The organism is Streptomyces sp. NPDC046859 (assembly GCF_040645135.1).
GTDB lineage: Bacteria > Actinomycetota > Actinomycetes > Streptomycetales > Streptomycetaceae > Streptomyces.
This window is the reverse complement of the sequence record NZ_JBEYXR010000003.1, coordinates 397,357-420,335: the sequence shown is the minus strand read 5'-3', so window position 1 is coordinate 420,335 and position 22,979 is coordinate 397,357. Positions and strand designations below refer to the sequence as shown.

20 protein-coding genes are annotated in these 22,979 nt (G+C 74.0%); 16 read left to right on the top strand and 4 right to left on the bottom strand.

Going from position 1 to position 22,979, the window contains the following annotated elements; translation table 11 throughout:
• Positions 1-6 precede the first annotated feature (6 nt).
• Positions 7-1,131 carry a peptidoglycan bridge formation glycyltransferase FemA/FemB family protein gene (locus tag ABZ899_RS06315; protein WP_361341457.1) on the top strand — a complete coding sequence of 375 codons (1,125 nt, stop codon included), beginning with the start codon at positions 7-9 and terminating at the stop codon, positions 1,129-1,131.
• Between the two features lie 131 nt (positions 1,132-1,262).
• Entirely contained in the window at positions 1,263-2,228 is a 966-nt protein-coding gene (locus ABZ899_RS06310; protein WP_361341456.1) for an EamA family transporter, read from the top strand.
• On the opposite strand, the gene ABZ899_RS06305 is transcribed toward ABZ899_RS06310, so the two are convergent.
• Entirely contained in the window at positions 2,225-3,067 is an 843-nt protein-coding gene (locus ABZ899_RS06305; RefSeq protein WP_361341454.1) for a hypothetical protein, read from the bottom strand. The genes ABZ899_RS06310 and ABZ899_RS06305 overlap by 4 nt on opposite strands.
• A 198-nt stretch (positions 3,068-3,265) precedes the next feature.
• On the opposite strand from ABZ899_RS06305, the gene ABZ899_RS06300 reads away from it, so the two are divergent.
• From ABZ899_RS06300 to ABZ899_RS06265, 8 genes are read left to right on the top strand one after another with little or no spacing between them, the layout of a single operon-like run.
• The gene (locus tag ABZ899_RS06300; protein WP_361341451.1) at positions 3,266-4,060 is read left to right on the top strand and encodes a TIGR03084 family metal-binding protein; all 795 of its coding nucleotides are present in this window, start codon (positions 3,266-3,268) and stop codon (positions 4,058-4,060) included.
• The gene (locus ABZ899_RS06295; protein WP_361341448.1) at positions 4,057-5,745 is read left to right on the top strand and encodes an acyclic terpene utilization AtuA family protein; all 1,689 of its coding nucleotides are present in this window, start codon (positions 4,057-4,059) and stop codon (positions 5,743-5,745) included. Before ABZ899_RS06300 ends, ABZ899_RS06295 begins: the two co-directional genes overlap by 4 nt.
• The gene (locus ABZ899_RS06290) at positions 5,742-7,340 is read left to right on the top strand and encodes a carboxyl transferase domain-containing protein (protein WP_361341445.1); all 1,599 of its coding nucleotides are present in this window, start codon (positions 5,742-5,744) and stop codon (positions 7,338-7,340) included. Before ABZ899_RS06295 ends, ABZ899_RS06290 begins: the two co-directional genes overlap by 4 nt.
• A gap of 11 nt (positions 7,341-7,351) precedes the next feature.
• Positions 7,352-9,196: a biotin carboxylase N-terminal domain-containing protein gene (locus tag ABZ899_RS06285; protein WP_361341444.1), complete on the top strand. Its 1,845-nt coding sequence runs from the start codon at positions 7,352-7,354 to the stop codon at positions 9,194-9,196.
• Positions 9,197-9,244: 48 nt separating this feature from the next.
• Complete coding sequence (locus ABZ899_RS06280) at positions 9,245-10,381, top strand: acyl-CoA dehydrogenase family protein (RefSeq protein WP_361341442.1); 1,137 nt, start codon at positions 9,245-9,247, stop codon at positions 10,379-10,381.
• A 37-nt stretch (positions 10,382-10,418) separates the two neighbouring features.
• Positions 10,419-11,996, top strand: a complete 1,578-nt coding sequence (locus ABZ899_RS06275) for a 4-coumarate--CoA ligase family protein (protein WP_361341441.1) — start codon at positions 10,419-10,421, stop codon at positions 11,994-11,996.
• Entirely contained in the window at positions 11,993-12,727 is a 735-nt protein-coding gene (locus tag ABZ899_RS06270; protein ID WP_361341439.1) for an enoyl-CoA hydratase family protein, read from the top strand. Before ABZ899_RS06275 ends, ABZ899_RS06270 begins: the two co-directional genes overlap by 4 nt.
• Positions 12,715-13,329 (top strand): TetR/AcrR family transcriptional regulator, encoded by a 615-nt coding sequence (locus ABZ899_RS06265; RefSeq protein WP_361341436.1) that lies wholly within the window; start codon positions 12,715-12,717, stop codon positions 13,327-13,329. The genes ABZ899_RS06270 and ABZ899_RS06265 overlap by 13 nt, the downstream gene beginning before the upstream one ends.
• A 14-nt stretch (positions 13,330-13,343) precedes the next feature.
• Here ABZ899_RS06265 and ABZ899_RS06260 read toward each other — a convergent pair whose 3' ends face one another.
• On the bottom strand, positions 13,344-14,579 hold the full coding sequence (locus tag ABZ899_RS06260; RefSeq protein ID WP_361341434.1) for a protein kinase: 1,236 nt from the start codon (positions 14,577-14,579) through the stop codon (positions 13,344-13,346).
• A gap of 183 nt (positions 14,580-14,762) precedes the next feature.
• The gene (locus ABZ899_RS06255) at positions 14,763-15,863 is read right to left on the bottom strand and encodes a citrate synthase 2 (RefSeq protein ID WP_361341432.1); all 1,101 of its coding nucleotides are present in this window, start codon (positions 15,861-15,863) and stop codon (positions 14,763-14,765) included.
• A 399-nt stretch (positions 15,864-16,262) separates the two neighbouring features.
• Here ABZ899_RS06255 and pdxH point away from each other — a divergent pair, with 399 nt between their 5' ends.
• The 4 genes from pdxH (at position 16,263) to ABZ899_RS06235 (ending at position 19,633) form a co-directional block, all read left to right on the top strand.
• A complete protein-coding gene (pdxH, locus tag ABZ899_RS06250; protein WP_361341585.1) occupies positions 16,263-16,895 on the top strand; it encodes a pyridoxamine 5'-phosphate oxidase in 633 nt (210 codons plus the stop codon).
• Positions 16,896-17,223: 328 nt separating this feature from the next.
• Entirely contained in the window at positions 17,224-17,634 is a 411-nt protein-coding gene (locus tag ABZ899_RS06245; protein WP_361341429.1) for a RidA family protein, read from the top strand.
• Positions 17,627-18,124 carry a GNAT family N-acetyltransferase gene (locus ABZ899_RS06240; RefSeq protein WP_361341428.1) on the top strand — a complete coding sequence of 166 codons (498 nt, stop codon included), beginning with the start codon at positions 17,627-17,629 and terminating at the stop codon, positions 18,122-18,124. Before ABZ899_RS06245 ends, ABZ899_RS06240 begins: the two co-directional genes overlap by 8 nt.
• A gap of 78 nt (positions 18,125-18,202) precedes the next feature.
• Positions 18,203-19,633: a PAS domain-containing protein gene (locus tag ABZ899_RS06235; protein WP_361341425.1), complete on the top strand. Its 1,431-nt coding sequence runs from the start codon at positions 18,203-18,205 to the stop codon at positions 19,631-19,633.
• Between the two features lie 17 nt (positions 19,634-19,650).
• Here the strand turns inward: ABZ899_RS06235 and ABZ899_RS06230 are convergent, their stop codons facing one another.
• Positions 19,651-20,406 (bottom strand): SIS domain-containing protein, encoded by a 756-nt coding sequence (locus ABZ899_RS06230; RefSeq protein WP_361341423.1) that lies wholly within the window; start codon positions 20,404-20,406, stop codon positions 19,651-19,653.
• Between the two features lie 253 nt (positions 20,407-20,659).
• Between ABZ899_RS06230 and ABZ899_RS06225 the strand changes: the two genes are divergently transcribed.
• Complete coding sequence (locus ABZ899_RS06225) at positions 20,660-21,352, top strand: metal-dependent transcriptional regulator (RefSeq protein ID WP_361341420.1); 693 nt, start codon at positions 20,660-20,662, stop codon at positions 21,350-21,352.
• Between the two features lie 685 nt (positions 21,353-22,037).
• Entirely contained in the window at positions 22,038-22,904 is an 867-nt protein-coding gene (locus ABZ899_RS06220; protein WP_361341418.1) for an alpha/beta hydrolase, read from the top strand.
• The last annotated feature ends 75 nt before the right edge of the window (positions 22,905-22,979 follow it).

The window sequence follows — 22,979 nt, the reverse complement described above, 5'->3', positions numbered from 1 at the left end:
GCCCCCATGCCCCTCCTCCTCCGGCCCATCACGCGCGACGAGCACCTGGCGTTCGTCGCGGCCCGCCGCTCCGCCAGCCACACCCAGGTCCCGTCCTGGGGCGAGGTGAAGCCGGACTGGACGGCGGAGAGCCTGGGGTGGTTCGACGAGGAGGGGCGGCTGCTGGGTGCGGGCCTCGTGCTGTACCGCCCGCTGCCCCGCCTGAGGAAGTACCTGGCCTATCTGCCGGAGGGGCCGCTCATCGACTGGCACGCGCCCGACCTGGCCGAGCGGTGGCTGGAGCCGATGGTCGCGCACCTGCGGCGCAAGGGGGCCTTCTCGGTGCGGATGGGCCCGCCCGTCGTCGCGCGCCGGTGGAGCCCCGACACGGTGAAGGCGGCCATCGCCGACCCCGCCGCGCACCGGCTGCGCGACGTGGAGCCCACGGCGTACGACCCGCGCGCCGCCGGGGTCGAGGAGCGGCTGCGGGCCGCCGGATGGCGGCGGTCCGAGCGGGCGGGCGAGGAGGGCTTCGCCGCGGGCCAGCCCCGGTACGTCTGCCAGGTGCCGCTGGCCGGGCGGTCGCTGGACGACGTCCGACAGGGGCTCAACCAGCAGTGGCGGCGCAACATCAAGAAGGCCGAGAAGGCGGGCGTCAAGATCGTGCGGGGCGGCCGCGAGGACCTGCCCGTCTTCCACGAGCTGTACCGGGAGACCGCCGAGCGCGACCGGTTCGTCGCACGTCCGCTGCCGTACTTCGAGCGCATGTGGACCGCGCTCACCGCCGAGGACCCGGACCGGATGCGGCTCTACCTCGCCCACCACGACGGCGACGTGCTCGCCGCCGCCACGATGCTCACCGTCGGCGAGCACGTCTGGTACTCCTACGGCGCCTCCACCAGCCGCCGGCGCGAGGTCCAGCCGAACCACGCCATGCAGTGGCACATGATCGCCGACGCGCACGCGGCGGGTGCCGCCGTCTACGACTTCCGGGGCATCACCGACACCCTGGAGGAGTCCGACCACCTGCTGGGCCTGCTGCGGTTCAAGGTGGGCGCGGGCGGTGAGGCCGTCGAGTACCTGGGCGAGTGGGACCTCCCGGTGAACCGGCTGCTGCACCGGGCCCTGCATCTGTACATGGCCCGCAGGTAGGGCGGGGGCGGCTCCGCCGTCCATACTCTGGGACAGTGGCATGACGGGTTCACACGCCTGACCGAGTCCACTACTCTGGACTTGGTAGTACAGCACGATGAACGCAACCCTCGCCGAGCCCTGGAACGCCCGTGAGCATCCCCGAAGCCGCCGCCGCGCACGTCGGCGCCCCGGCCCCCTCCGCACCGGCCGCCGGCACCCCCGGCCGCCGGGGCTCCCTCGGCCCGGTGGGCCTGGTGCTCGCCGGCGGCATCTCGGTCCAGTTCGGCGGCGCCCTCGCGGTGAGCCTGATGCCGCGTGCCGGCGCGCTCGGCGTGGTGGCGCTGCGGCTGCTGGTCGCGGCCGTCGTCCTGCTGCTGGTCTGCCGGCCCCGGCTGCGCGGCCACTCCCGGACCGACTGGGGCACGGTGGTCGTCTTCGGCGTCACCATGGCCGCGATGAACGGCCTCTTCTACCAGTCGGTCGCCCGCATCCCGCTCGGCCCGGCCGTCACCCTGGAGGTGCTCGGCCCGCTCGCCCTGTCCGTGCTGAGCTCACGGCGCGCCCTCAATCTCGTGTGGGCGGGACTGGCCCTCGCCGGTGTCTTCCTGCTCGGCGGCGGCGGCTTCAGCAGCCTCGACCCGCTCGGTGTGGTCTTCGCCCTGGGCGCGGGCGCCATGTGGGCGGCCTACATCGTCTTCAGCGCCCGTACCGGCCGGCGCTTCCCGCAGGCCGACGGGCTCGCGCTGGCGATGGCGGTGGGGGCGGTGCTGTTCCTGCCCCTGGGCCTGGCCGAATCGGGCGCCAAGCTGGCCGATCCGGTGACGATCGGGCTGGGCGCGGCCGTGGCGATGCTCTCCTCGGTCCTGCCGTACACGCTCGAACTCCTCGCCCTGCGCCGCCTGCCCGCGGGCACCTTCGCGATCCTGATGAGCCTGGAGCCGGCGATCGCCGCGACCGCCGGGTTCCTCGTCCTCGACCAGGCCCTGTCCACCACGCAGGCGCTCGCCATCGCGCTCGTCATCGCGGCGAGCATGGGGGCGGTGCGGACGCAGGTGGGCCGGAGGAGGAAGACGAGGTCCGCACCCCCCGGTACGTCCTCGGAGGCGCTTTCCTAGCGCATCAGGAGTCCCCGCATCCCCAGCCCGTGGCGCACGCGCAGCCGGCGCAGCTCCCACAGGCCCACCGCCGTGACGGAGACCGGGGCACCCAGGATGAACACGTACCGGATCAGCGCCGGCACGCCCGCGTGGGCACCGGTGAGCACGTCGATCAGCGCCATCTCCCACGCCATCGCCATGATCAGCAGCGGCGGCACCGTCTCGTGGATGTCCGCGGTGCGGAAGACGTGCTGGACGGCGAGTCCCACGCCCCAGACGACGAACGGCAGCACCCAGAACAGGACGAAGAGGGTGGCCGCAAGCTGGAAGATCTTCGTCGCCGTCAGCGGGCCCTCCCCGAGCGGGCTGCCCTCGTAGAACCCCGAGAGCACGACGGCCGGGAAGACGGAGGCCGCCGCCATCATGGCCACGATCGCGCCGAAGCACCGCCCGGCCCGGCGCAGCAGGTCCCGTCGCGCCGCCGGAGCGGCCAGGCCGTACAGGATGCCGACGACGACCGGGAGGGTCGCCGCCAGCACGAGGGCGCTGGTCCACGACTGGTCGACCTGCTCGTCCGCCGCGTCGCCGAGCGTGGGGGCGAGTTTGTAGGTGGAGGACATCCACAGGAACGCGCCCACGCCGACCAGGGTCCTGATCTTCCGCATCCGCGCCACCTCCGGGTCCGAGACGATGCCCGGCCGTGACGGGGTGAAGACCCGGCGCGCGGTGTGGATGGGGCCGATCCGCCGCCGCAGCCGGGTGATCGGCCCGCCGGGCGGCGGCGCCGGGTGGGGCGGCTGGGGCTGCGGCGGCACGTAGGGCTGGGGCGGCTGTCCGCCCGGGTTCCGGTTGCTCATGGTTCGTCCCCCGATATGCGCGTTGGCGCCGCGATGGGCGCGATCGCCGAGTGTGTTGAGCACACAGCGTCCGCATGGCCCTCAGCCCGGGTCGTGCACCGAACGACCGCAATTATGCAAGCGTGCTTGCTTGTTTTCTTTCGCGCTGCCATGCTCCTCAGCACGCCGCACACCGCCGTGCCCCGAGGGGAGCGTCCCGTGTCCGATCCGACGCCCGTGTTCGACGACCTGCGCGAGGAGAGCGAGGAACTCGACCGGCTGGTGGCCGAGTTGAGTCCCGAGCAGTGGGCGCTCGCCACGCCGGCGCCCGGCTGGAGCGTCGCCCACCAGATCGCGCACCTGGCCTGGACGGACCACTCGGCGCTGCTGGCCGCGACCGACACGGACGCCTTCCACGCCCTGGTGGAGAAGGCGCTGGTGTCGCCGGGCTCCTTCGTCGACGACGGTGCCGAGGAGGGGGCCGCGCTGCCGCCCGCCGAGCTGCTCGCGCGCTGGCGGGACGGCAGGGCCGCCCTGGACAAGGCGTTGCGCGCGGCACCCCGGGGAGCGAAATTCCCCTGGTACGGCCCGCCCATGTCGGCACCCTCCATGGCCACAGCCCGGCTCATGGAGACCTGGGCCCACGGACTGGACATCGCCGACGCCCTCGGTGTGGTGCGCCCACCCACCGACCGGCTCCGGCATGTGGTGTGGATCGGGGTGCGCACCCGTGACTTCGCCTTCGGCGTCCATGGACTGCCCGTGCCCTTCGAGCCGTTCCGGATCGAACTGACCGCCCCGTCCGGCGACCTGTGGACCTACGGCCCCGAGGACGCCGACCAGCGCGTCACCGGGTCCGCCGTCGACTTCTGCCGCCTGGTCACCCAGCGCGCCCACCGCTCCGACCTGGACCTGCGCGCCGAAGGCCCCGACGCCGACCGCTGGTTCGACATCGCGCAGGTCTTCGCGGGCCCGCCCGGCGCCGGACGCGGCCCGAAGGGGGAGCCCCGGTGACGGCGGCCGCCCGGCCGCTGCGGATCGGCAACGCCTCCGGCTTCTACGGCGACCGCTTCGACGCGATGCGCGAGATGCTGACCGGCGGTGAGCTGGACGTCCTCACCGGTGACTACCTCGCCGAGCTGACCATGCTCATCCTCGGCCGCGACCGGCTGAAGGACCCCGGCGCCGGCTACGCCCGCACCTTCCTGCGCCAGCTGGAGGAGTGCCTCGGCCTCGCGCACGAACGGGGCGTGCGGATCGTCGCCAACGCGGGCGGGCTCAACCCGGCCGGGCTCGCCGACGCCGTACGGGCCCTCGCGGACCGGCTCGGCGTCCCCGTGCGCGTCGCCCACGTCGAGGGCGACGACCTGGCCGCCCGCCACCCCGGCGCGCTCGCCGCCCACGCCTACCTCGGCGGCTTCGGGATCGCCGCGTGCCTGCGGGAGGGCGCGGACGTCGTCGTCACCGGCCGGGTGACGGACGCGGCCCTGGTGACCGGGCCCGCCGCCGCCCACTTCGGCTGGCAGCCCGGCGACCACGACCGGCTCGCGGGCGCCGTCGTCGCCGGGCACGTCCTGGAGTGCGGGGCGCAGGCGACCGGCGGCAACTACGCGTTCTTCGACGCGGCCGCCGCGACCCGCCCCGGCTTCCCCCTCGCCGAACTGCACCAGGACGGAAGCTGCGTCGTCACCAAGCACCCCGGCACCGGCGGCCTCGTCGACGTCGGCACGGTCACCGCCCAGCTGCTCTACGAGACGGCGGGCGCCCGCTACCCGGGGCCCGACGTCACCGCCCGGCTGGACACCGTACGGCTCACCCAGGACGGCCCCGACCGGGTGCGGATCGACGGGGTGCGCGGCGAGGCCCCGCCCCCCGACCTGAAGGTCGGCGTGAACCGGCTCGGGGGCTTCCGCAACGAGGTCGTCTTCGTGCTCACCGGACTGGACGTCGAGGCCAAGGCGGCGCTCGTACGGCGGCAGATGGACGACGCGCTCGCCAAGTCCCGGCCCGCCGAGGTGCGGTGGGACCTGGTCCGCACCGACCGGCCCGACGCGCCGACGCAGGAGACGGCGAGCGCCCTGCTCCGGCTGGTCGTGCGGGACCCGTCCCAGGAGAACGTCGGACGGGCGCTCAGCGGGGCGGCCATCGAGCTGGCGCTCGCCAGCTACCCCGGTTTCCATGTGCTCGCGCCCCCGGGAAAGGGCACCCCCTACGGGGTCTTCGAGGCTGTGTACGTCCCCCATGGTGCCGTCGACCATGTGGCCGTCCTCCAGGACGGACGTCGGATCAGCGTGCCTCCGCCCCAGGAGACGGCCGTGCTCGACGCCGTCCCAGAGCCTTCGCCGCCGGCCCCCCTGCCGGCCGGGCCCACCCGGCGCGCCCCGCTCGGCCTCGTCGCGGGTGCCCGCAGCGGGGACAAGGGAGGGGACGCCAACGTCGGCGTCTGGGCCCGCACCGACGACGCCTGGCGCTGGCTCGCGCACGCGCTCACCGTGGACCGGTTCCGGGAGCTGATCTCGGAGAGCCGCGAGCTGGCGGTGACCCGGCACGTCCTGCCGCACCTGCGCGCCCTGAACTTCGCCGTCGAGGGCATCCTCGGCGAGGGCGTCGCCGCCCAGCACCGCTTCGACCCGCAGGCCAAGGGCCTCGGTGAATGGCTGCGCAGCCGCCACCTCGACATCCCGGAGAGTCTGCTGTGACCGTCCTGCCCACCGCCCTGGACCCCACGAGCCCCGACCACCGGGCCAACCGCGAGGCCATGCTCGCCAAGCTGGCCGAACTCGACGCCGAGCACGCCAAGGCCCTCGCGGGCGGCGGCGAGAAATACGTACAGCGGCACCGGGGGCGCGGCAAGCTGCTCGCCCGCGAACGCGTCGAGCTGCTGCTCGACCCGGACACCCCCTTCCTGGAGCTGTCCCCGCTGGCCGCCTGGGGCAGCGACCACACCGTCGGCGCCTCCCTGGTCACCGGCATCGGGGTGGTCGAGGGCGTCGAGTGCCTGATCACCGCCAACGACCCGACCGTGCGCGGCGGGGCCAGCAACCCGTGGTCGCTGAAGAAGGCGCTGCGCGCCAACGACATCGCCCTCGCCAACCGGCTGCCCGTGATCAACCTCGTGGAGTCCGGCGGCGCCGACCTGCCCTCCCAGAAGGAGATCTTCATCCCCGGGGGCGCCATCTTCCGGGACCTGACCCGGCTGTCGGCGGCCGGCATCCCCACCGTCGCCGTCGTCTTCGGCAACTCGACGGCGGGCGGCGCCTATGTGCCCGGCATGTCCGACCACGTGATCATGGTCAAGGAGCGCGCCAAGGTGTTCCTGGGCGGCCCGCCGCTGGTGAAGATGGCGACCGGCGAGGAGAGCGACGACGAGTCGCTGGGCGGTGCCGAGATGCACGCGCGCGTGTCGGGCCTCGCCGACCACTTCGCCGCCGACGAGCCGGACGCCCTGCGCCGGGCGCGCCGCGTGGTCGCCCGGCTCAACCACCGCAAGGCGTACCCGGATCCGGGACCGGCCGAGCCGCCCGAGTACGACCCGGAGGAACTCCTCGGCATCGTCCCCGGCGATCTGAAGACCCCCTTCGACCCGCGCGAGGTCATCGCCCGGATCGTCGACGGCTCCGACTTCGACGAGTTCAAGCCCCTGTACGGCACCAGCCTCACCACCGGGTGGGCGAGCCTGCACGGCTATCCCGTCGGCGTCCTCGCCAATGCGCAGGGCGTCCTGTTCAGCGAGGAGTCGCAGAAGGCCGCCCAGTTCATCCAGCTGGCCAACCAGCGCGACATCCCGCTGCTGTTCCTGCACAACACCACCGGCTACATGGTCGGCAGGGAGTACGAGCAGGGCGGCATCATCAAGCACGGCGCCATGATGATCAACGCGGTCAGCAACAGCCGCGTCCCGCACCTGTCCGTCCTCATGGGCGCCTCCTACGGCGCCGGGCACTACGGCATGTGCGGCCGGGCCTACGACCCGCGCTTCCTGTTCGCCTGGCCGAGCGCCAAGTCGGCGGTGATGGGACCCCAGCAGCTCGCCGGGGTGCTCTCCATCGTCGCCCGGCAGTCGGCGGCGGCGAAGGGGCAGCCGTACGACGACGAGGCGGACGCCGCGCTGCGGGCCATGGTGGAGCAGCAGATCGAGTCGGAGTCGCTGCCGATGTTCCTGTCCGGGCGGCTGTACGACGACGGCGTCATCGACCCCCGCGACACCCGCACCGTCCTCGGCCTGTGCCTGTCCGCCGTCCACACCGCCCCCTACGAGGGCGCGCGCGGCGGCTTCGGCGTCTTCCGGATGTGAGGGAACCACCAGTGATCACTTCTGTCCTCGTCGCCAACCGGGGCGAAATCGCCTGCCGCGTCTTCCGCACCTGCCGCGACCTGGGCGTCCGCACGGTCGCCGTGTACTCGGACGCCGACGCGAACGCCCTGCACACCCGCGAGGCCGACACGGCCGTACGGCTGCCCGGGGCGGCGCCCTCCGAGACGTACCTGGACGGCGCCCTGATCGTGAAGGCGGCGCTGACCGCCGGCGCGGACGCCGTGCACCCCGGCTACGGGTTCCTCTCCGAGAACGCCGGCTTCGCGCGCGCCGTCCTCGACGCGGGCCTGGTCTGGATCGGCCCGCCGCCCGAGGCCATCGAGGCGATGGCGTCCAAGACCCGGGCCAAGGAACTGATGGGCCTCGCCCCGCTCGGCGAGGTCACCGAGGCCGACCTGCCCGTCCTGGTGAAGGCCGCCGCGGGCGGCGGCGGGCGCGGGATGCGGATCGTGCGCCGCCTGGACGAGCTCGACGCGGCGCTCGCCGGCGCCCGGGCGGAGGCCGCGAGCGCCTTCGGCGACGGCGAGGTGTTCGTCGAGCCGTACGTCGAGCGGGGCCGCCACGTGGAGGTGCAGATCCTCGCCGACACCCACGGCACGGTGTGGCCGCTGGGCACCCGGGACTGCTCGCTGCAGCGCCGCCACCAGAAGGTCGTCGAGGAGTCCCCGGCGCCCGGGCTGCCCGCCGCCCTCACGGCCGAGCTGCACGCGCTCGCGGTCCGGGCCGCCCGTGCCGTCGACTACGTGGGCGCCGGCACCGTCGAGTTCCTGGTCGCCGGCGACACCGCGCACTTCCTGGAGATGAACACCCGACTCCAGGTCGAACACCCGGTGACCGAGGAGGTGTTCGGCGTCGACCTGGTCGCGGAGCAGCTGCGGATCGCCGAGGGCCACGCTCTGGACCCCGAGCCGCCGCCCGCGCGCGGGCACGCCGTCGAGGCCCGCCTGTACGCCGAGGACCCGGCCCGCGACTGGGCGCCGCAGACCGGGCGCCTGCACCGCCTCGCCGTCCCCGGCGCCGTCCGCCTGGACACCGGCTTCACCGGCGGCGACGACATCGGCGTCCACTACGACCCGATGCTCGCCAAGGTGATCGCCCACGCCCCCACCCGCGCCGAAGCCGTCCGCAAGCTGGCCGCGGCGCTGGAGCGCGCGGTGATCCACGGCCCCGTCACCAACCGCGACCTCCTCGTCCGCTCCCTGCGCCACGAGGAGTTCGCGCGGGCCCGTATGGACACCGGCTTCTACGACCGCCACCTGGCCGGCCTGACCACGCCCGCCCCCGACCCGTACGCCCCGCTGGCCGCCGCCCTCGCCGACGCGCACGGCCGCTCCCGCTTCGGCGGCTTCCGCAACGTCCCCTCCCAGCCGCAGGTCAAGCGGTACGCCGTCGGGGACGAGGAGCACGAGGTCCGCTACCGGCACACCCGCACCGGCCTGGAGGCCGACGGGGTGCGCGTCCTGCACGCGGACGCGCACCGGGTCGTCCTCGAGGCCGACGGCGTACAGCACACCTTCCAGGTGGCGCGGTACGGCGACGAGGTGCACGTGAACGGCACCCGTCTCACCGCGCTGCCCCGCTTCCCCGACCCCACGGCACAGCTCGCGCCGGGGTCCCTGGTGGCCCCCATGCCGGGGACGGTCGTCCGCGTCGCGGACGGCCTGGCGGAGGGCTCGGCCGTGGAGGCCGGCCAGCCGCTGCTCTGGCTGGAGGCGATGAAGATGGAGCACCGGATCACCGCACCGAGCGCGGGCACGCTCACCGCCCTGCACGCCGCCCCCGGAGACCAGGTGTCCGTCGGCGCCCTCCTGGCGGTGGTCCAGCCCTCCGCCTGACGCTCTCCGACTGCCGAACCGCACGGCCAGCCACGACGAAGGAGTCACATGGCCACGATCGAGACCGACGAGCACAAGGCCCTGCGGGCGGCCGTGGCCGCCCTGGGCAGACGCCACGGCCGCGGGTACGACCGGGAGGCCCTCTGGGCGGAGGCGGCCAAGCTCGGCTACCTCGGCGTCAACCTGCCCGAGGAGTACGGCGGCGGAGGCGGCGGCATCTCCGAACTCTCCATCGTCCTGGAGGAACTGGGCGCCGCGGGCTGCCCGCTGCTGATGATGGTCGTCTCCCCGGCGATCTGCGGCACGGTCATCGCCCGCTTCGGCACCGAGGAGCAGAAGCGGCACTGGCTGCCCGGCCTCGCCGACGGCTCCCTCACCATGGCCTTCGGCATCACCGAGCCGGACGCCGGGTCCAACAGCCACCGCATCACCACCACCGCCCGCCGCGACCCGGACTCGGGGGACTGGATCCTCAACGGGCGCAAGGTGTTCGTCTCCGGCGTCGACATCACCGACGCGACCCTCATCGTCGGCCGCACCGAGGACGCCCGCACCGGCAAGCTCAAGCCGTGCCTGTTCATCGTCCCGCGCGACACCGGGGGCTTCGGGCGGCGCCAGATCGACATGGAACTCAGTGCCGTGGAGAAGCAGTTCGAGCTGACCCTGGACGACGTGCGGCTGCCCGCCGACGCGCTCGTCGGCGACGACGACGCGGGCCTGCTCCAGCTGTTCGCCGGCCTCAACCCCGAACGCATCATGACGGCCGCGTTCGGGATCGGCATGGGCCGCTTCGCGCTGGCCCGCGCCATCGAGTACGCCCGCGACCGCACGGTCTGGAAGACGCCCATCGGGGCCCACCAGGCCATCGCGCATCCCCTCGCGCAGGCGCACATCGATCTGGAGCTGGCCCGTCTGATGATGCAGAAGGCGGCGTACCTGTACGACGCCGGGGACGACGCGGGCGCGGGCGAGGCGGCCAACATGGCGAAGTACGCGGCCGGGGAGGCGTGTGTGAAGGCCGTCGACCAGGCCGTGCACACCCTCGGCGGCAACGGTCTCACGCGCGAGTTCGGGCTCGCGTCGCTGATAACGGCCGCGCGCGTGTCTCGTATCGCCCCGGTGAGCCGGGAGATGATTCTCAACTACGTCTCCCACCAGACCCTGGGTCTGCCCAAGTCGTACTGAACGGCAGCCGACCGGCACCGTGTCGCGAGGAGGAACCGTGTTCCGCAGCGAGTACGCAGACGTCCCGCCCGTAGAACTCCCCATCCACGAGGCGGTGCTGGGCCGGGCCGCCGAGTTCGGGGACGCCCCCGCGCTCATCGACGGCACCGACGGCACCACCCTCAGCTACGAACAGCTCGACCGCTTCCACCGGCGGGTCGCCGCCGGTCTGGCCGAGGCGGGCGTGCGCAAGGGCGACGTGCTCGCCCTGCACAGCCCGAACACGGTCGCCTTCCCCACCGCGTTCTACGCGGCCACGCGCGCGGGTGCCTCCGTCACCACGGTGCACCCGCTCGCCACCCCCGAGGAGTTCGCCAAGCAGCTCAAGGACTGCGCGGCCCGGTGGATCGTCACCGTGTCGCCGCTGCTGGAGACGGCACGCCGGGCCGCCGAACTCGCGGGCGGCGTCCAGGAGATCCTCGTGTGCGACAGCGCGCCCGGACACCGGTCGCTGATCGACATGCTGGGGTCCACCGCCCCCGAGCCGCGGGTCGCCATCGACCCGGTGGAGGACGTCGCGGCCCTGCCCTACTCCTCCGGCACCACCGGCATCCCCAAGGGCGTGATGCTCACCCACCGGCAGATCGCCACCAACCTCGCCCAGCTCGAACCCTCCATGCCGGCCGGGCCCGGCGACCGCATCCTCGCCGTGCTGCCGTTCTTCCACATCTACGGCCTCACCGCGCTGATGAACGCACCCCTGCGGGTCGGCGCCACGGTCGTCGTACTGCCCCGCTTCGACCTGGAGACGTTCCTCGCGGCCATCCAGAACCACCGCATCACCGGCCTGTACGTGGCCCCGCCCATCGTGCTGGCCCTCGCCAAGCACCCGCTGGTCGCCGAGTACGACCTGTCGTCGCTGGAGCACATCGTCAGCGCCGCCGCGCCCCTGGACGCCAGGCTCGCCGCCGCCTGCTCCCAGCGGCTCGGCCTGCCGCCCGTCGGCCAGGCGTACGGCATGACCGAGCTGTCGCCCGGCACCCATGTCGTCCCGCTGGCCGCCATGGCCGACGCGCCGCCGGGGACCGTCGGCAAGCTGATCGCCGGCACCGAGATGCGCATCGTCTCCCTCGACGACCCGGACAAGGACCTCGGCGTCGGCGAGTCCGGCGAGATCCTGATCCGCGGGCCCCAGGTCATGAAGGGCTACCTGGGCCGCCCGGACGCCACCGCCGCGATGATCGACGAGGACGGCTGGCTGCACACCGGCGATGTGGGCCATGCCGACGCCGACGGTTGGCTGTTCGTGGTCGACCGGGTCAAGGAGCTCATCAAGTACAAGGGCTTCCAGGTGGCCCCCGCCGAACTGGAGGCCCTGCTGCTCACCCACCCCGGCATAGCGGACGCCGCGGTGATCGGCTGCTACAACGACGAGGGCAACGAGGTCCCGCACGCCTATGTGGTCCGCCAGCCGTCCGCGCCGGAGCTGACCGAGGGCGAGGTCATGATGTACGTCGCCGAACGCGTCGCCCCCTACAAGCGGGTCCGCCGGGTCACCTTCATCGACGGCGTCCCGCGGGCCGCCTCCGGCAAGATCCTGCGCCGCGAACTGCGGACGCCGAAGGAGAGCGCATGACGCTGATCGGCCGCGCCCACGCGCGCGGTGTGCACACCCTGAGCCTCGACTCCCCGGACACCCGCAACGCGCTGTCGGCGGCCCTGGTGGGCGAGCTGGCCGGGGCGCTGACGGAGTGCGGCAAGGACGCCGAGGTGCGCGCGGTCGTGCTCACCCACACCGGGAACACCTTCTGCGCGGGTGCCGACCTGCGGGACCCGCCGGACCCGGACGCGCTGGTGGCGCTGCTGCGGGGGATCGTCGCCCTGCCGAAACCCGTCGTCGCCCGCGTCACCGGCCACGTCCGCGCCGGCGGCCTCGGGCTCCTCGCGGCCTGCGACATCGCGGCCGCCGCCCGCACGGCCACCTTCGCGTTCACGGAGGTCCGCATCGGGGTGGCCCCGGCGGTGATCTCGCTGCCGGTGATGCCCCGGGCGGACCCGCGCGCCCTCGCCCGCTACTACCTCACCGGGGAGCGGTTCACGGCGCCGGAGGCGGTCCGCGTCGGCCTGCTGACGGCCGAGGGCGACGACGTGGACACCGTCCTGGAACCCGTCCTGGACGGCCTGCGCAGGGCCGCCCCCCAGGCCCTGGCCGAGACGAAAGCGCTGCTCGCGGCTAAGGTGCTGGAAACCTTCGACCGGGACGCGGCCGGACTGACCGCGCTCTCGGCCCGGCTGTTCTCCTCCTCCGACGCCCGTGAGGGGATGACGGCCTTCCTCGAAAGACGGGATCCGGAATGGGTGGTGTGAGCACGGCCGGCGACCGGGTGGACCGCGTGCCCAAGCAGGACCGCAGCCGCGTCACCCGGCAGCGGCTCCTGGAGGCCGCCGTGGCCTGTCTGGCCGAGCACGGCTGGGCGGGCTCCACGGTGTCGGTCGTGGCCGAACGGGCCGGCGTCTCCCGGGGCGCGGCCCAGCACCACTTCCCGACCCGCGAGGACCTGTTCACGGCGGCCGTCGAGTACGTCGCCGAGGAGCGCTCCACGGCCCTGCGCGCCCTCTTCCCCGAGGGCGCGTCAGGCGACCGGCACACGGTCGTCGCCGCCCTCGTGGACCTCTACACCGGCCCCCTGTTCCGCGCGGCCCTGCACCTGTGGGTCGCCGCGTCCGACGAGGAGCAGCTGCGTCCCCGGGTCACCGAGCTGGAGGCCCGCGTCGGCCGGGAGACCCATCGCATCGCCGTGGAGCTGCTGGACGCCGACGAGTCGCGCCCCGGCGTCCGGGAGTCCGTGCAGGGACTGCTCGACATGGCCCGCGGCCTGGGCCTGGCGAATCTGCTCACCGACGACACCGGCCGCCGGGCCCGGGTGGTGGCGCAGTGGTCCCGGCTGCTGGACGAGGCCCTGGGCTGAGCGCCGTCGGCGCCTCAGTCGTCCGCGTCCTCGTCGTCCTCCTGCGCGGCGGCCGGGGACGGCGGAGCGGCCGGGTCCGAGGCGCCCGTGGTCGGCGGGGCCTCCGACGTCGTCCCGGCATCCCCGGTGTCGTCCGGCGCGAACCACGTCATGCCGAGCAGCATCGCGGCCACGAACAGCAGCGCGCCCGCGGCCGTGGCGGCGATGCGCCGGGCGCCGAACCCGGACGGGGACGCGGACCGGCTCCGGGCCCGCCCGCGCGACCGCACGGGGGCCTGGGCCCGGGGGCGCGGCTCGGGGGCCGCCTGGGCCGAGGGCAGCATGTACGTGGTCGGGCCGCCGGTCGCGCCCCGCCGCCGGGACACGGGGGCGGGGACCGGGGCGGTCGATGCGGGGCGGGAGGGCTGTGCGGCCGGCTCGGGGAGCGGCTCGGGGCGGCCCTGCCAGGCGCCGGCGGCGAACCAGTCGGCGGCCTGCTGGGCGCCCGGCCGGTGCTCGGGGTCCTTGGCGAGGAGGCCCAGCAGATAGTTCTCGAAGGCGGGCGGCAGCCCGGTGACACCCAGCTCGCGCGGCGGCACGGGTGTGGCGTCCAGGTGCTGGTGCAGGATGGCGACGGCCGTGTCGGCGTTGAACGGCGGGCGCCCGGTGAGCATCTGGTAGAGCACGCAGCCCAGCGCGTAGACGTCGGAGGCGGGTCCGGCGGCCTTGCCCAGCGCCCGCTCGGGGGCGAGGTAGAGGCTGGTGCCGACGATCTGCCCGGTGGCGGTCAGCGCGGCGCCGGGGTCGTCGAGGAAGCGGGCGATGCCGAAGTCGCCGATCTTGAGGGCGCCGTCGGAGTCCAGCAGCAGATTGCCGGGCTTGATGTCCCGGTGGACGATGCCCTGCCGGTGCGCGGCGGCGAGTCCGGCGGCGGCCTGGGCGGCCATCCGGGCCACGCGGTCGGCGGGCTGGGCGCCGGACTGCGTGAGCACCCGGGCGAGGCTGTCGCCCTCGACGAGCTCCATCACGAGGTAGAGCTGGTTGTCGTGCTCGCCGAAGTCCCGGACGCCCACCACGTGGGGGTGGTCGATCCGGGACGCGGTCCGGGCCTCCAGCCGAAACCGGGAGGCGGCGGTCGGGTCGGAGTCCTGGGGCAGCAGCAGCTTGACGGCCACCTGCCGGTCCAGGGTCTCGTCGTAGGCCCGCCAGACCTCCCCCATGCCCCCGCGTCCGATCGACTCGATCAGCCGGTAGCGGCCCGCTATCAGCACCTGTTCCCATCCTCATGCCGGGGGACGTGTGGGTCGCCGCGGCCACAACTCGCCCTGTCGGGAAGGGCGATGACTGGGGGTGCCGCAGCCGCCCCAGCATACTGGCGCAGTGGATCACCGACGCCGCGTGCGCCGCCCGCGCGGGGTGGCCGGCGGGGGCGGGGCCGCCCGCCGGCCGGGCGGTCAGTGCGCGATGGCGGCGTAGCCCTCGACCTCGCGCGGGTTGCGCGGGCCCGGGCCCACGTAGCGCGCGGAGGGGCGCACGAGGCGGCCGGTGCGCTTCTGCTCCAGGATGTGCGCGGACCAGCCCGCCGTACGGGCGCACGAGAACATCGACGTGAACATGTGGGCCGGGACCTGGGCGAAGTCCAGCACGATGGCCGCCCAGAACTCGACGTTGGTGGCCAGCACCCGGTCCGGGCGGCGGCTGTGCAGTTCCGCCAGGGCCGCCTTCTCCAGGGCCTCGGCGACCTCGAAGCGGGGCGCGCCGAGCTCCCGCGCGGTGCGGCGCAGCACCCGGGCTCGGGGGTCCTCGGCGCGGTAGACGCGGTGCCCGAAGCCCATCAGGCGCTCGCCCCGGTCGAGGGTCTGCTTCACGTACGCCTCGGCGTCCCCGGTGCGCTCGATCTCCTCGATCATGTGCAGCACCCGGGAGGGTGCCCCGCCGTGCAGCGGACCGGACATGGCGCCCACGGCACCGGAGAGGGCCGCGGCCACGTCCGCGCCGGTGGAGGCGATGACGCGGGCCGTGAAGGTGGAGGCGTTCATGCCGTGCTCGGCGGCGGACGTCCAGTAGGCGTCGACGGCGGCCACGTGCTTGGGGTCGGGTTCGCCGCGCCAGCGGATCATGAAGCGCTCGACGACGGACTGCGCCTTGTCGATCTCGCTCTGCGGCACCATGGGCAGGCCCTGGCCGCGCGCGGACTGGGCCACGTAGGACAGGGCCATGACGGCCGCCCGGGCGAGGTCGTCGCGGGCCTGCTCCTCGTCGATGTCCAGGAGCGGTTTCAGGCCCCACACGGGTGCCAGCATGGCGAGCGCGGACTGCACGTCGACGCGGATGTCCCCGGAGTGCACGGGGATCGGGAAGGGCTCGGCCGGCGGCAGCCCGGGACGGAACGCACCGTCGACGAGCAGCCCCCAGACGTTGCCGAACGAGACGTGACCGACCAGGTCCTCGATGTCGACGCCGCGGTACCTGAGCGCGCCGCCCTCCTTGTCGGGTTCGGCGATCTCCGTCTCGAACGCGACGACTCCCTCGAGCCCGGGTACGAAGTCGGACATCAGGCGGCTCCTCGTGATGGGTGCGACGGATGGTGTTGTGTGTGTTGGGGGGGGTGAACGACGCTCGTGCGGCCGGCGAGACGGGATGCGCGCCCCCGGCGGATCCACGGTCACGGACCCGCCACCCCGGATCGTCCGGGTGCCGCGGGCCTCGTCGGACTCGCGGTCCGGGGCGTATCCCTGTGATGCCCCGTGCGCCCGGCGCTCATCCAACCCGGGCCGCTTCCCCGAACGATATCCCTGAGTGCCACTTTTGGGGAGGCCTCGCGGCACTCAGTGCCATGAGGGGATCCGGGGGCGGCCGTCCCCGGTGCCGCGTCCCTCATACGGCAGGATGACCGCGTGACCGACCCAGACGCCTCCCTCGAACCCGTCGCGCCCGACTTCGACCCGGCCGCGATGCGCAAGCACTACCGGGCCGAGGGCCTCGCCGAGCACGACCTGGCCGACGGCCCGGTGGAACAGTTCGCGCGCTGGTTCCGGCAGGCCGCGGCGCAGGCCCACCTCTTCGAACCGAACGCCATGATCGTCTCCACGGCCGACGGCGAGGGCCGGCCCAGCTCGCGCACCGTGCTGCTGAAGCAGTTCGACGAGCGGGGCTTCGTCTTCTACACCAACTACGACTCCCGCAAGGCCCGCGACCTCGCCGAGAATCCGTACGTCTCGCTGCTGTTCCCCTGGCATCCGATGGCGCGCCAGGTCATCGTGACGGGCGTGGCACGGCGCACCGGCCGCGACGAGACGGCCGCCTACTTCCGCACCCGGCCGCACGGCTCCCAGCTCGGCGCCTGGGCCAGCGCCCAGTCGTCCGTCATCGCCTCCCGCGCCGAGCTCGACGCGTCGTACGCGGAGCTCGCCGCCCGCTATCCCGAGGGCGCGGAACGGGTGCCGGTGCCGCCGCACTGGGGCGGCTTCCGGGTCGCGCCGAGCACGGTGGAGTTCTGGCAGGGCCGGCAGAACCGGCTGCACGACCGGCTGCGGTACGTGGCCGAGCCCGACGGAGGCTGGCGGGTGGAGCGGCTCAGTCCGTGAGCCGCCCGGGACGGCCCGGGAACGCAGCGACCCGCGAGCTCAGGTCCCTCCGCCGGGGCGGGGGAGCCGGCCGGACGTACCGGCGAGCTCGCGGGTCGGGTGACTGCGTGGAATTGGCCGGCTGCGTGCAAGGCTCACACGCTGGTCCGGCACCGCACGTGGTGGGATGACGGGCCGCTAGCCCGCAGCCACCTCTTCCGTCCGGTATGCATACATCTGCCGAACCACCTCCTTTCCGAAGTACAGCCCACCCTAAGAACCGCACCCGCCTCGCTCAACCCCTTTTTTTCTTGGACGGGGGCGAGGCCCCTCACCTAGCGTTCTGCGTATGACGGAGCGAGGCGGGGAGCGGGCGGCGATCCTGAGCGGGTCGCCGTTCGAGGAGCAGATCGGGTACGCGCGTGCGGTGGTCGACGGCGACCGGGTGCACGTGTCGGGCACGACCGGGTTCGACTACACGACGATGACCATCTCCGAGGACGTGGTGGAGCAGGCCGAGCAGTGCCTGCGCAACGTGGGGGCGGCCTTGGAGGAGGCGGGGGCGTCCTTCGCCGACGTGGTGCGGGTGCGCTACCTGCTGCCCGACCGGGACGACTTCGAGCCCTGCTGGCCGGTGCTGCGCCGGTACTTCGGCGAGGTGCGCCCGGCGGCGACGATGATGGTGTGCGGGCTCGCCGACCCGCGGATGCGCATCGAGATCGAGGTCTGCGCCCGCAAGGGGAGTGGGGCGGGTGCCTGAGCCGCGGATCGTGCCGGTGGACGGCGAGAGGGCGCTCCAGGAGTGGCGCCACGTCCACAACGTCATCGTGCCGCCCGCCGCCCTGAGCCTCGACGAGGTGCGCGAGCGCGCCGGGCGGTACCGCCTGCGCAACGCGTACGAGGGCGACGTCCTCGTCGGCTGCTCGACCGTGCGTCCGCCCCAGGGTGAGGACGCGGTCGCGACCGTCATCGCGCGCGTGCTGCCCGGCCACCGGGGCCGCGGGTACGGCACGGCCCTGTACGCGGACGGGCTCGCCGACGCGCGGGCGCTGGGCGCCCGGGCCGTCGAGACGTGTGTGCTCGCCGTCAACGAGGACGGGCTGCGGTTCGCGCGGGCCCGGGGCTTCGTCGAGACCGACCGCTATGTGCTGGACGGGACCGCCGGGGAATGGGTGGACCTGCGGCTGGAGGAGCCGGGGACGGCCGGTGCAACGATTCCTTCAATCTTGCGGGAACCCGGTGTGGGCTGAGTCACGTTCCAGTTAGATGAGGGTGAGTGAGTGAACCGGCGCGCCCTACCGACGGGCGCGGCTTGGCAGGGGGTCCAGGTGAGTGCTTCCCGGCGTAGTGGGACCACCGACGAGCTGGGACCGGACGAACCCGAGCGGGACGGTCCGGACGAGTCGTCGGCCGGTGCCGAGGGTCCGGCGGGCGGGTCCGATCTGCTGGCCGCCCTGCTCGACGGGATGGACGCGGCCCTGTGCGCCTTCGACGCGGACGGGGTCCTGACCCACTGGAACCGCGAGGCGGAGCGCATCCTCGGCTGGACCGCCGCCGAGGCCGTCGGCCGGCGCGGCTTCGCCGGCTGGGCGGTGCGCCCGGCGGACGCCGAGGAGGTCGAGGCCCGGCTGATGTCCGCGATGCGGGCGCCCGGCCGCCAGGTGCACGAGTTCGCGCTGCTGACGAAGGACGGCGGCCGGGTCCTCGTGCGCACCCAGTCGGCCGCCGTGCGCGGCCCGGACGGCGAGCCCGCCGGGGTGTACTGCGCCTTCAGCGAGGTGCACACCCAGATCGACCTGGAGCGGTCCATCGCGCTCAGCGAGGCGCTCCTCGATGACGCGTCCTGGGGCGTGGTGCTCGTCGACGCCGACCTGCGTCCCGCCGTCGTGAACGCCCACGCGGCCCGCGCCCTCGGCATCGGCCGCACCTCCGTGCTCGGCCGGCCGCTCGGCGACCTGCTCGCCCAGGGCGTGGAGGAACTGGAGAGCGCGCTCACCCATGTGCTGGCGGAGGGTGCGCCCCCCGCCCCGGCCGAGATCTGGGTCAGCGTGCGCACCCCGGAGGGCGACCGGCGCCGCTGCTGGCGGTGCGGATTCGTCCGCCTCGCCTCGCCGCTCGCGGAGGAGCCGGTGCCGCTCGGCGTCGGCTGGTTCTTCCAGGACGTCACCCAGGCCAAGCAGACCGAGCAGGAGGCGGCGCTGCTGCGGTTCCGGACCAACCAGCTGCACCGGGCGGCGCGGGCCGCGGCGGAGTGCGAGGACCCCGCCGAGGCGGCGACCGTCCATCTGGACTTCGCGCTGGCGGGCTTCGCCGACCACGCCCTGATCGACCGGGTCGCGGGCGGCGCGGTGCGCGACGCGGAGGCCGCGGGCCCGGTCCGGCTGGTCCGGGTCGCGGTCACGCCGTCCGGCGCCCCGGGCCCCTCCCGGCTCGGCGGGGAGGCCGGTCTCCCCGTGCGCTACGGCGAGGGCCACCCGGCGCTGCAGTGCGTGGCACGGGCCGGGTCGGTCCGTGCGGCCGCCGGCGACGTGCCGCCCGAGCGGGCGCGTGCCTGGGCCGTGAGCCGGCAGTGGCCGGCGGACGCGGTGTACGCCCTGTGCGCGGTGCTGCGCAGCCGGGGCCGGACGCTGGGCGTCGTGACGTTCCTGCGCGGCGCCGGCCGCACCGCCTTCGAGCGGAGCGACGCGGTGTACGCGGAGGACGTGGCGGTGCGCATCGCCTCCGCGCTGGACCTGGCGGGACCGGCGGACACCCCGTAGGGGGTGCCCGCTCCCGGTCAGTGCCGGTAGAAGATCCGGTCGCCGTACTCCTCGAAGATCCGGCGGTTCCACTCGTGGCCGCCGTCCACGTTGCCCGAGCGCAGCAGCGGGACCTCGATGCCCCGGGCGGCCAGCGAGGCCGCGGTGGTCGCCATGACGGCCTGCAGGAGCGCCGAGGTGACGACCGTGGACGCCGGGGCGAAGGGCGCCGGGATGGTGTCGAGGGTCAGCTCCGCGTCGCCGATCGCGATCTTCGAGTCGAGGACGACGTCGCAGTGGTCCTTGAGGAAGGTGCCCGAGGCGTGCCGGGACGTCGTCTGCGCGGCGTACGCCACCGACGTCACGCCGATGACCCGCACCCCGAGGGAGCGCGCGTGCCGGGCCATCTCCACCGGCAGCGCGTTGCGCCCGGACAGCGAGACGACCACGAGCGCGTCGCCCGCGCGCAGCGGCGAGCTGTCCAGGACGGCGGTCGCGAGCCCGTCGACGCGTTCGAGGGCGGAGCCCAGCGTGGCGGGCACGACGTCCACGCCCACGGCGCCCGGCACCGCGAGCAGGTTCATCAGGGCCAGGCCGCCCGCGCGGTAGACGACGTCCTGGGCGGCCAGGGAGGAGTGCCCGGCGCCGAAGGCGAACAGCCGCCCCCCGCCGGCGACCGTGTCCGCGAGCAGGGTGCCGGCCGCCTCGACGGCCTCCGCCTCCTCGGCGCGGGCCCGCTGGAGCAGGCCGATCGCGGCGTCGAAGAACTGCTCGGCCGGCGTGCTGTCGCTCATGCGGGGCCCTCCGGGGTGCCGGGTGGTGCGTCGGGGTGTGTCGCGGATCACCGTGCGGTCTGGACCAGTGCGGTGTCAATACGGGGTGCCGGCGTGGTGGCCCGGCCCCGCGCGGGCCGGGCGGTGTCCCGGTTTCGGTGGCGCGGCACGGTTGTCAGCGCCATCCGGCAGAATTGAGTCAGGGCCAGCGCACGCGCCGCGGAGCTGTCTCGCTTCCGGCTGATCTCATCGCAGAGCTAATCGAGGGGCACGTATGTCCGGACTGATCGACACCACGGAGATGTATCTCCGCACCATCCTCGAGCTGGAGGAGGAAGGTGTGGTCCCCATGCGCGCCCGGATCGCCGAGCGGCTGGACCAGAGCGGGCCGACCGTGAGCCAGACCGTGGCGCGGATGGAGCGGGACGGCCTGGTGTCCGTCGCCACCGACCGGCATCTGGAGCTCACCGACGAGGGGCGCCGGCTGGCCACCCGTGTCATGCGCAAGCACCGCCTGGCCGAGTGTCTGCTGGTCGACGTGATCGGCCTGGAGTGGGAGCAGGTGCACGCCGAGGCGTGCCGCTGGGAGCACGTGATGAGCGAGGCCGTGGAGCGGCGGGTGCTGGAGCTGCTGCGCCACCCCACCGAGTCGCCGTACGGCAACCCCATCCCGGGCCTGGAGGAGCTGGGCGAGAAGGACGGCGCCGACCCCTTCCTGGACGAGGGCATGGTCTCGCTGGCCGACCTGGACCCGGGCGCCGAGGGCAAGACGGTGGTCGTGCGCCGGATCGGCGAGCCGATCCAGACCGACGCGCAGCTGATGTACACGCTGCGCCGGGCGGGTGTGCAGCCCGGTTCGGTGGTGAGCGTGACCGAGTCGGCGGGCGGTGTCCTGGTCGGCAGCAGCGGTGAGGCGGCCGAGCTGGACTCGGAGGTCGCCTCCCACGTGTTCGTCGCGAAGCGCTGAGCCCGGCCGTGCCCCGCGGGGTGCGGCCCCGAAGCGGCTCTGTGCGAGGGGGAGTCGTGCTGCTCCCCGGATCCGGCCGTCCGGCAAGATCCAGTGCTCCGAATCGCAGCGCGGGGCCCGCGCGCGTGCGAGGCTGTCGGCTGAGGCATGCGACCTGAGAGCTCTTGGCCGTGACCCGGCGCCGCCGCGTCCGGCCGGGGAAGGGGCGGGAGGAGATGTGCCGTCGCCGTGGAGAGGGCCCCGGCGCCGTGTGGCGCCGGGGCCTGTCCTCCCCTGCTGACCCGGAGCCCCGAGCTCCCAGGGTCATCCCCCTCGGACCGTTTTCCCCGAGCGGTCCGCCTCCCGATGAAGGTCTCCCCCCGACGAAGGCGATCAATCGTGACAAGGGGTCACCCGAACGTGGGGTGTTGTCCGCGAGAACCGCATTTTCGAATAAGAGTTCGATAGTCTGCGGTGACAGGTCGGGCGGGCCGTGCGCTGCAGAGATGTGCGCATAAGATCACGTCGGAAGCACACGACATGCACATCGTTCGCGAGGGAGTCGTCGCCGCGGCGGACGCGGGCGGCGGGGCGGTGCTCGGACGGGTCACGGCGGATACGGCAGGCACAGACACAGCAGGCGGACGCGGAGCACAGGACCGGCCCACGCGAGCGGTCCGAGTGGAGCTAGGGGGTGCCAGGACCAATGGCGCGGCGCATCGACGTGACCGGGACGGACGGCGTACGTCTCGCGGCCTGGGAGTTCGGCGACCCCCCGAAGTCCGATCCTCATCCCGGACCCAGGGACACCCCCGGAGTGCTCTTATTGCACGGCCTGATGGGCCGCGCCTCCCACTGGGCCTCCACCGCCCGCTGGCTCTCCGAGCGGCACCGCGCGATCGCCCTCGACCAGCGGGGCCACGGCCGCAGCGACAAGCCCGCCGGGGCCGCGTACACCCGTGAGGCGTACGTCGACGACGCCGAGGCGGCCCTCGAACAGCTCGGCCTGAGCCGGGCCGTCCTCGTCGGCCACGCCATGGGCGCCCTGACCGCGTGGCAGCTCGCCGCGCGCCGCCCCGACCTGGTGAGCGGCGTGGTCATCTGCGACATGCGGGCCTCCGCGCTCGGCGCGGCCTCGCAGCGCGAGTGGGCGGAGTGGTTCAAGGCCTGGCCGGTGCCCTTCGCCACGCTCGCCGACGTACGCAAGTGGTTCGGCGAGGACGACCCGTGGGTCGAGCGCCCCAACCCCGCCCGCGGCGAGTTCTACGCCGAGGTCATGCACGAGTGCGAGGACGGCTGGCGTCCGGTCTTCGACCCGGAGCAGATGCTGCGCACCCGCGAGACCTGGGTGTACGACGCGCACTGGGAGGAACTGGCGCAAGTCAGGTGCCCGGCGCTGGTCGTGCGCGGACTCGACGGCGAGCTGGGACGGGCCGAGGCCCAGGAGATGGTCCGCGTCCTTCCGCGCGGGCAGTACGCGGAGGTCGCGGACGCGGGCCACCTCGTCCACTACGACCAGCCGGAGGGCTGGCGCAGGGCCGTGGAGCCGTTCTTGGACGCCGTGTGGGCCTAGAAGGTCTCTCCTCGGGCATGCCGGGCTCCGGCGTCCGCGTCCGGCATCCCCTGGCGCCGGTGAGCCCGGCCCGCT